The organism is Nonomuraea sp. KM90 (genome assembly GCF_052246675.1).
GTDB lineage: Bacteria > Actinomycetota > Actinomycetes > Streptosporangiales > Streptosporangiaceae > Nonomuraea.
The window spans coordinates 1-6,623 of the sequence record NZ_JBQQCB010000252.1; the positions used below are offsets into that span (position 1 = coordinate 1).

7 protein-coding genes and 1 pseudogene are annotated in these 6,623 nt (G+C 71.1%); 5 read left to right on the forward strand and 3 right to left on the reverse strand.

What is annotated here, in order from left to right; genetic code table 11:
* The 4 genes from ACTWPW_RS62415 to ACTWPW_RS62430 all read left to right on the forward strand — a co-directional run.
* Nucleotides 1-1,061 (forward strand): tetratricopeptide repeat protein (locus ACTWPW_RS62415; protein WP_443174755.1); only part of this gene is annotated, 1,061 nt, incomplete at its 5' end.
* Between the two features lie 66 nt (nt 1,062-1,127).
* On the forward strand, nt 1,128-2,027 hold the full coding sequence (locus tag ACTWPW_RS62420; protein ID WP_443174756.1) for a zinc-binding dehydrogenase: 900 nt from the start codon (nt 1,128-1,130) through the stop codon (nt 2,025-2,027).
* Nucleotides 2,028-2,209: 182 nt separating this feature from the next.
* Nucleotides 2,210-2,815 (forward strand): DUF2975 domain-containing protein, encoded by a 606-nt coding sequence (locus tag ACTWPW_RS62425; protein WP_443174757.1) that lies wholly within the window; start codon nt 2,210-2,212, stop codon nt 2,813-2,815.
* Nucleotides 2,815-3,027 carry a helix-turn-helix domain-containing protein gene (locus ACTWPW_RS62430; protein ID WP_364117273.1) on the forward strand — a complete coding sequence of 71 codons (213 nt, stop codon included), beginning with the start codon at nt 2,815-2,817 and terminating at the stop codon, nt 3,025-3,027. The genes ACTWPW_RS62425 and ACTWPW_RS62430 overlap by 1 nt, the downstream gene beginning before the upstream one ends.
* Before the next feature lie 222 nt (nt 3,028-3,249).
* On the opposite strand, the gene ACTWPW_RS62435 is transcribed toward ACTWPW_RS62430, so the two are convergent.
* Nucleotides 3,250-3,849, reverse strand: coding sequence for an RICIN domain-containing protein (locus ACTWPW_RS62435; protein ID WP_443174758.1), 600 nt, complete (start codon nt 3,847-3,849; stop codon nt 3,250-3,252).
* A gap of 134 nt (nt 3,850-3,983) precedes the next feature.
* Nucleotides 3,984-4,649, reverse strand: coding sequence for a TetR/AcrR family transcriptional regulator (locus ACTWPW_RS62440; RefSeq protein ID WP_443174759.1), 666 nt, complete (start codon nt 4,647-4,649; stop codon nt 3,984-3,986).
* A gap of 83 nt (nt 4,650-4,732) precedes the next feature.
* Here ACTWPW_RS62440 and ACTWPW_RS62445 point away from each other — a divergent pair, with 83 nt between their 5' ends.
* Complete coding sequence (locus ACTWPW_RS62445) at nt 4,733-5,536, forward strand: SDR family NAD(P)-dependent oxidoreductase (protein WP_443174760.1); 804 nt, start codon at nt 4,733-4,735, stop codon at nt 5,534-5,536.
* Nucleotides 5,537-5,846: 310 nt separating this feature from the next.
* On the opposite strand, the pseudogene ACTWPW_RS62450 reads toward ACTWPW_RS62445, so the two are convergent.
* Nucleotides 5,847-6,208: pseudogene (locus ACTWPW_RS62450) on the reverse strand (cupin domain-containing protein); the annotation flags it as partial.
* Nucleotides 6,209-6,623 lie beyond the last annotated feature (415 nt).

The following is a 6,623-nucleotide window of genomic DNA, read 5'->3' on the forward strand; positions in this document are numbered from 1 at the left end:
CGCTGGCGCTGCCCGGAGCGGAGCGCCCGGTGACGGCGGCGTGGGAGGCCGGGTTCGCGATGCTGACCGGCGACGGCACCGACCTGCTGGAGCGCAGCCGTACCGCGGCGCGGGCGCTGGGCTCCGGCGACGCCCGCGCGCGCTGGTTGCTCGCGCTCGCGCATCTGAGCTTCGGGGACGCCGCCACCGCGGAGGGACTGCTGACGGAGGCGCTGGCCGGGTTCCGCGCCGCCGGCGACCGCTGGGGTGAGGCGGCGGCGCTGGCCGGGCGGGCCAAGCAGGCGATGTTCCGGGGAGAGCACGCCCTCGCCGAGCGGTCCGGCGCCCAGAGCCTGGCCATCTTCGACGATCTGGGCGACGGATGGGGACGGCTGCAGGCCTCCGACATGCTCGGCTACCTCGCCGAGATCACCGGCGGCTACGAACGCGCCGCCCACCTGCACCGGGAGGGCCTGCGCGTCGCCGAGGACCTGCGGCTGTGGACCGACGCCTCCTACCGGCTGTCCAGCCTGGGGCGACTCGCCCTGCTGACCGGGGACCTGGACCGCTCCCGGGACCTGCACGAGCGCGGCCTGCGCCTGGCCGCCGAGCAGTCCGACCGCTTCGCCGAGGAGTTCGCCCGGGTCGGCCTCGGCATCGTCGCCCGCCGCGCGGGCGACCTCGACACCGCACACCGGCTCTTCCAACAGTCGCTGGCCTGGAACCGCCGCCTGGAAGCCGACTACGGCGTGCCCTTCTACGGGGTGACGCTGCTGCTGGCCGAGCTCGGCTTCATCGCCGAACAGCGCGGCGACCCCGCCACCGCCAGGTCACTGCACCAGGAGGGGCTCGCGGCGGCCCGCGAGCTCGGCGATCCGCGCGCCATCGCCCTGGCCCGTGAAGGGCTGGCCGGGGCGGCGGCGGCCGAGGGCTCCCATGAGGAGGCCGCGGCCCTGCTGAGCGAGGCGGCCGCGCTCAGGGAGTCGGTCGGCGCGCCCCTGCCACCCGCGGAACGCGGCGACGTCGACCGGATCGCGGCCGCCGTCCGCGCTGGGCTGGGTGAGGAGGGGCCCGTGCGCTGACCCCCAGCCGATCGTGCGCGCGCAGCGTCAGGGTCGTACCCGTCACCCACTGATGCGGGAGTAACGATGCGCGCCCTGACCTTCAACCCGGACCTCTCCTTCGACGTCGTGCCCGACCCGGTGCCCACGCCCTCCCAGGCGCTGATCCAGGTGGCGGCCTTCTCCCTCAACTTCGGCGAGATCGCCTACGCCGGCGCGGACGCCCGGCCCGGCCACGTCCCGGGATGGGACGCCGCCGGAGTGGTCGTCCAGCCTGCCGCCGACGGCACCGGACCGGCCGCCGGCACCCGCGTGGTCACCTTCGGCTGGTCGGGAGCGTGGGCGGAGCTGCGCGCCGTGGACACCGCCGACCTGGCCGTCGTTCCCGACGCCGTCGACCTGGGTCCGGCCGGCGCCCTGCCGGTCGCCGGGGTCACGGCGCTGCAGGCCCTGCGCCGGCTCGGCCCGGTGGCGGGCCGGCGCGTCCTGGTCACCGGGGCGTCCGGTGGCGTCGGCCGCTTCGCCGTACAGCTCGCCGCCCGCGCGGGCGCGCAGGTCGTCGCCTCGGCCGGCAGCCCCGCCCGCGCGCGGGGCCTGCGTGAGCTCGGCGCCGCGGAGATCGTGTTCGGCCCGGAGAACCTGGAGGGCCGCGTGTACGGCGTGCTGGACAACGTGGGCGGGCGGCAGCTCGCGCAGGCGTTCTACCGGCTGGAGGACGACGGTGTGGCGATGGCCGTCGGACGGGCGGCCCGCGAGGCCACGGTCATCGACTTCGAGCTGGCGGGCACCCGATCGGCGCGGGGGCGGATCGAGAATTTCAACGTGACCACGCCGTTCGGCGCCGACCTCGCCCACCTGGTCGGGCTGCTGGCGGCCGGCGAGCTGGACGCGCAGGTCGGCTGGCGCGGGCCGTGGGACAGGGTGATGGAGGCCGCCGATGCCCTGCTCGCCCGCCGCGTCGCCGGAAAGGCGGTCCTCGACGTATGACCCGCCGAGCCGTGCTGAGCCTGCTCGGCCCGCGCTCCGGACGGTGGAAGAGCCAGGTCCCGGTGGCCTGAGGAGGCCGCCGGAGGTGCGCGGTGGACATTGTGGCGTGGAGGCTCCCGCGCGTCGGGTTCGCCGTCCGCCGGCCCTGGACATATCGAATATCGTTATTTACGATTATCGTTATGTCTGCGAGATGGCTCACCCGACTCCAAACCCTCCTGTCCCTCTTCCTGGTCCTGGCCTGCCTGGGCGCCCTGGCCCTGTTGCTCTCCACCGTCCTGATCGCTTTCGTTGGCAACGCCAACGGCATCGGCGTTCCGCTGCGAGTGTTCGACATGCCGATCGCGGGTATGGCGGCTCCGGATGCCGTGATCGAGAGCGCGACCGCTGACGTGACCGTCCGCCACCAGGGTCCCGCGCCGCTCGTCGGCCTGCTCTACCTGCTTCTGTGGGCGCCGGGCGTCGTGACCACTCTGCTCGCCCTGTTCACCGTCGTCCGCGCGCTGGGCCGGGCCAGATCGGGAGACAGGGCGCTGTTCTCGGCCGTCACTGCCGCTCACCTGCGCCGCCTCGGCTGGATCCTGATCATCGGCTCGCTCGCCACAGGCCTGCTCGGCATGGTGGCCGAGCCGATCCTGGCGTCGATGCTGCTGGACAAGAGCCACCCGTTCTACCCCCCGCCGGGCGAGGTGCTGGCCGGAGTGGTGACGGGAGTCGCGATGCTGGCCGTGTCGGAGATCGTACGGCGTGGCCTGGTGCTGCTCGAAGAGGTCGAGGCCACCATCTGATGGCCGACCCGACCATCCGCGTACGGCTGGACGACCTGCTCAAAGAGCGCCGCATGACGCTCACCGAGCTGTCGAACCGGGTCCAGATCACCGTCGTCAACCTGTCGATTCTGAAGAACGGCCACGCCAAGGCGATCCGCTTCTCCACGCTCATGCGCCTGTGCGATGCCCTCGACTGCCAACCGGGCGATCTCCTCCGCTACGACCGGTGACACCCCCGTGTCGCGCCCTTGCGGCGATGCCGGCACGACGACTCCCTCTTCCTCGACGGCTGGCGGGGCCTGTGGGAGACCGACGGCGAGAACGAGGGGGACAGAGGCGACGCGATCCACGCGCGGTGGCCGGTGTCGGCGGAGGTGGGTGAGGTCGGCGGCGGCCGGCGCCACCCCCTCCGCACGGGTTCGTGCTGTGCGCGTGTGCGTGCTCGGCGCCGGCTACACGGCCCGGAAGTACCACAGCTGCTGACCGGCGTACTGGTCGCAGGTCCACTGCTGGATGTTGGCGCCGTTGTGGGTCCAGCCGTTGTCCACGTCGAGGCATTTGCTGCTGTGTCTGTTCTCCAGGTGATAGAAGGTGTTCCACCAGGCGTCGGTGTAGGCGTACTTCCAGCGCCACATCTGCTGCGGGACATTCCCGCAGGCCCACTGCTTGACGTTCGCGCCGTCGTGGGTGTACGCGTTGTCGACGTCCAGGCATTTTTCGCTGTGCTGGGCGCGGATGAAGAACCACTCGCTGCCGGGCGTCACCCGGAGGTACTGCCACCGTTGCTGGGGCACGTTGGCGCAGGCCCACTGCTTGACGTTGGCGCCGTCGTGGGTGTAGCCGTTGTCGACGTCCACGCATGTTTCCGGCGCGGGGAAACGTCGGCGGATCTCGAAGAGGTAGGACCAGGTATCCGCCGTCTGCGCACTCCTCGCCACCGCGCCGACGGCCGGCGGCGCGGGCCACCACACGGGCACGGCGAGAGACAGGACCACGAGCACGGCGAGCAGCGCTCGGCGGCCGCTCCATCGATGATTCACGTCATTGTGCATGACACGTTCCCTCCGGCGTCCTTCTTGTCCCTTGAAGGCTGGACCTCGGGATCACGGCAGGCATGAGTAGATCCCTACTCAATTTGGCGACACGTACGGCGTCGTCACTCGCTGGGACCTCGTCCTGGCCGCCGCTAGCGGCGCGACTCGGGGATCGAGTGGAGCGGGGGTTCGGTCATGAGCGTCGCCAGGCCTGCGCGGGCGAAGTCCAATACGCGGTCCACCAGGGGAAGCAACTCCTCGGTGGCGGTGTCGCGGTGATGGGCCTCATGGGTCATGTACAGCTCGCGCAGGCCGCCCACCACGGTGTACGCGGTCAGGCGCGGGGCCAGCGCGCCGGGCGGTAGGCCCAGGTCCTTGCCGATGGCCGCGGCGATCAGGCGTTCCAGATCGTAGTAGCTCGCGCGGGCGCGGCCGCGGAGGTCCTCGTCCTCGGCTATCAGGGTGGCGCGCTTGGTGCGCAGGGACCACGTCTCACCCGGCTGGCGGCCCTGCTGGGCGTCGCGTTCGTCCAGGGCGCGCATCGTGTCGCGCATCCACTCGCCGACGGAATCGAGGGCGGTGCCGGGCCGGCTGCCGAGGTGGGCGGTCAGCGTCTCCGGGGCGAACGGGTCGTCGGCGAACAGCAGGTCTTCCTTGGTGGGGAAGTGCAGCGTGACGGTCCGCGTCGCGACGTCGGCGTGTTCGGCGATCGCCGCGATGGTCGTGTTGCGGTAGCCGTGCGACGTGAACAGCTCCAGTGCCGCGGTCTGGATCCGTTCGCGGGTCTGCCGCTTCTTCCTGTCTCGCCTGCCCTCCATGCGGCAAGAATAGCATAGGAGGAATTAATGCATTCCATGCTACTGTTGCAATGGATGGCATCGATTGTGGAGAGGTGAAGAGGATGTCCAAGACGTGGTTCATCACCGGCACGTCGAAGGGGTTCGGCCGCGAGTGGGCGGAGGCCGCCCTGGAGCGGGGCGACCGGGTCGCCGCCACCGCACGTGACCTCGACCACCTGCGCCCCCTCACCGAGAAGTACGGCGACGCCGTGCTGCCCCTGCGGCTCGACATCACCGACCGCGCGGCCGTGTTCGCCGCCGTGCGACAGGCGTCCGAGCACTTCGGCACGCTGGACGTGGTGGTCAACAACGCCGGCTACGGCCATTTCGGCATGGTCGAGGAGCTGACCGAGAGCGAGATCCGCGCCGAGATGGAGACCAACTTCTTCGGCACACTTTGGGTGACGCAGGCGGTCCTGCCCGTGCTGCGCGCGCAAGGTCACGGCCGGATCATCCAGGTCACCAGCGAGGGCGGCGTCCGGGCGTACCCCGGTATCGGCGCCTACCACGCCTCGAAGTGGGCCGTGGAAGGGCTGTCGGAATCGCTGCGCAAGGAGGTCGCGCACTTCGGCATCGACGTGATCTGCCTGGAGCCCGGCCCGTACTCGACCGACTTCGGCGGCGGCAGCATCCGCACCAGTGCCGAGCACCCCGACTACGCCGAGGTCCGCGCGGCCACCGATATCGTGTGGGAGCTGGGCGACCCGAAGGCGACGCGCGGTCCGATCCTGGAGTTGGCCGACACCGACGACCCGCCGGCGCGGATCTTCTTCGGCAGGTCGTTCGAGCCGGTGGCGGCCGAGTACGAGGAGCGGCTTGCCACGTGGGAGAAGTGGCAGCCGGTCGCGCTGGCCGCGTTCCGTTGATCGCGCACGGTTCTCACTGACCTTTGTGTCTCCGGGGCGGGACGGGCAGCGGTGGCCCGCCCCGCCGGTCCGGTATCGCGCCAGGCGCGGACAGGAGGCCGGCCGGCGTGGCGAAGTAGTCGCCGTGCTCCAGGTCGTCGAGCCGTGCCGGGTGGGTGGGCGACCAGACGGGCTGAATCTGGGTGCAAGAGCCGGAGACCGGGGGCGGATCGAGGCCCGAGTGATCGTCTCCGCGATGCTCTTCAGGGTGACGCCGCCCTTCGGCTACGCCGTTGGGAGTCGCGGGGGTCTCAGCGGAGGCACCCGCGCGTCAGGTGCCGTTCGGGCGCGGCCGGGCGCGTACATGAGCGCGTTCGCCCTGAGGTCCGAACAGGATGAGCAGCTCGACCGGCGTGGGCCCGGCGTTGCCCATCCAGTGCGGGACATGCGTGTCGAACTCGGCCACCTCGCCTGGCCCAAGCGTCAGGTCCTGGTCGCCGAGCACGAGCCGTAGCCGGCCGTTGAGCACGTACAGCCACTCGTAGCCTTCGTGGCGCTGTGGATCGGGGTCGGCGGGGCCTGTCGCCCCAGGAATGATCAGTTTATACGCCTGGGTGCCGGGAGTTCGAGGTTCGGCCGCCGCCCGCCGCTCTCCAGGCGCGACAGGGTGCTCTGCGAGATGCCCGCGCGGGCCCATGACCGACAGCGCGGCGTCGAGATCGTCGTCCACAGTGGCCATCCATGCTGACTCGGCAACGAGGCAAGAAGCCGGAAACGGCTCTGATGTCCGGCGACGGCGTCAACCGGCCACGCGTGCGCTCGCATTTCCGCATGGCGTCTCTTGCCGAATCGGCAAATTTTCGTGTGTCCGCGTCCTGGGGTGACGCAGACTCCCAGCCGTGCGACGCCGGCCAGGCGCCGAGCACAGCCGGGCGCCGACCACATGTCCGCGCCCGCCGCGGCCAGAGTCCGCCACAGTCAGAAAGACATCCCAGGAGCTTTAGTTGTCAAGCAGCAAGCGATTCGGCGTGATGCGACCAGGCGGTTGCCTCGTCGTAGAGGGCGCCGGTCTTGAGGCAGCCGTGCAGGATGCCGACGAGCCGGTTGG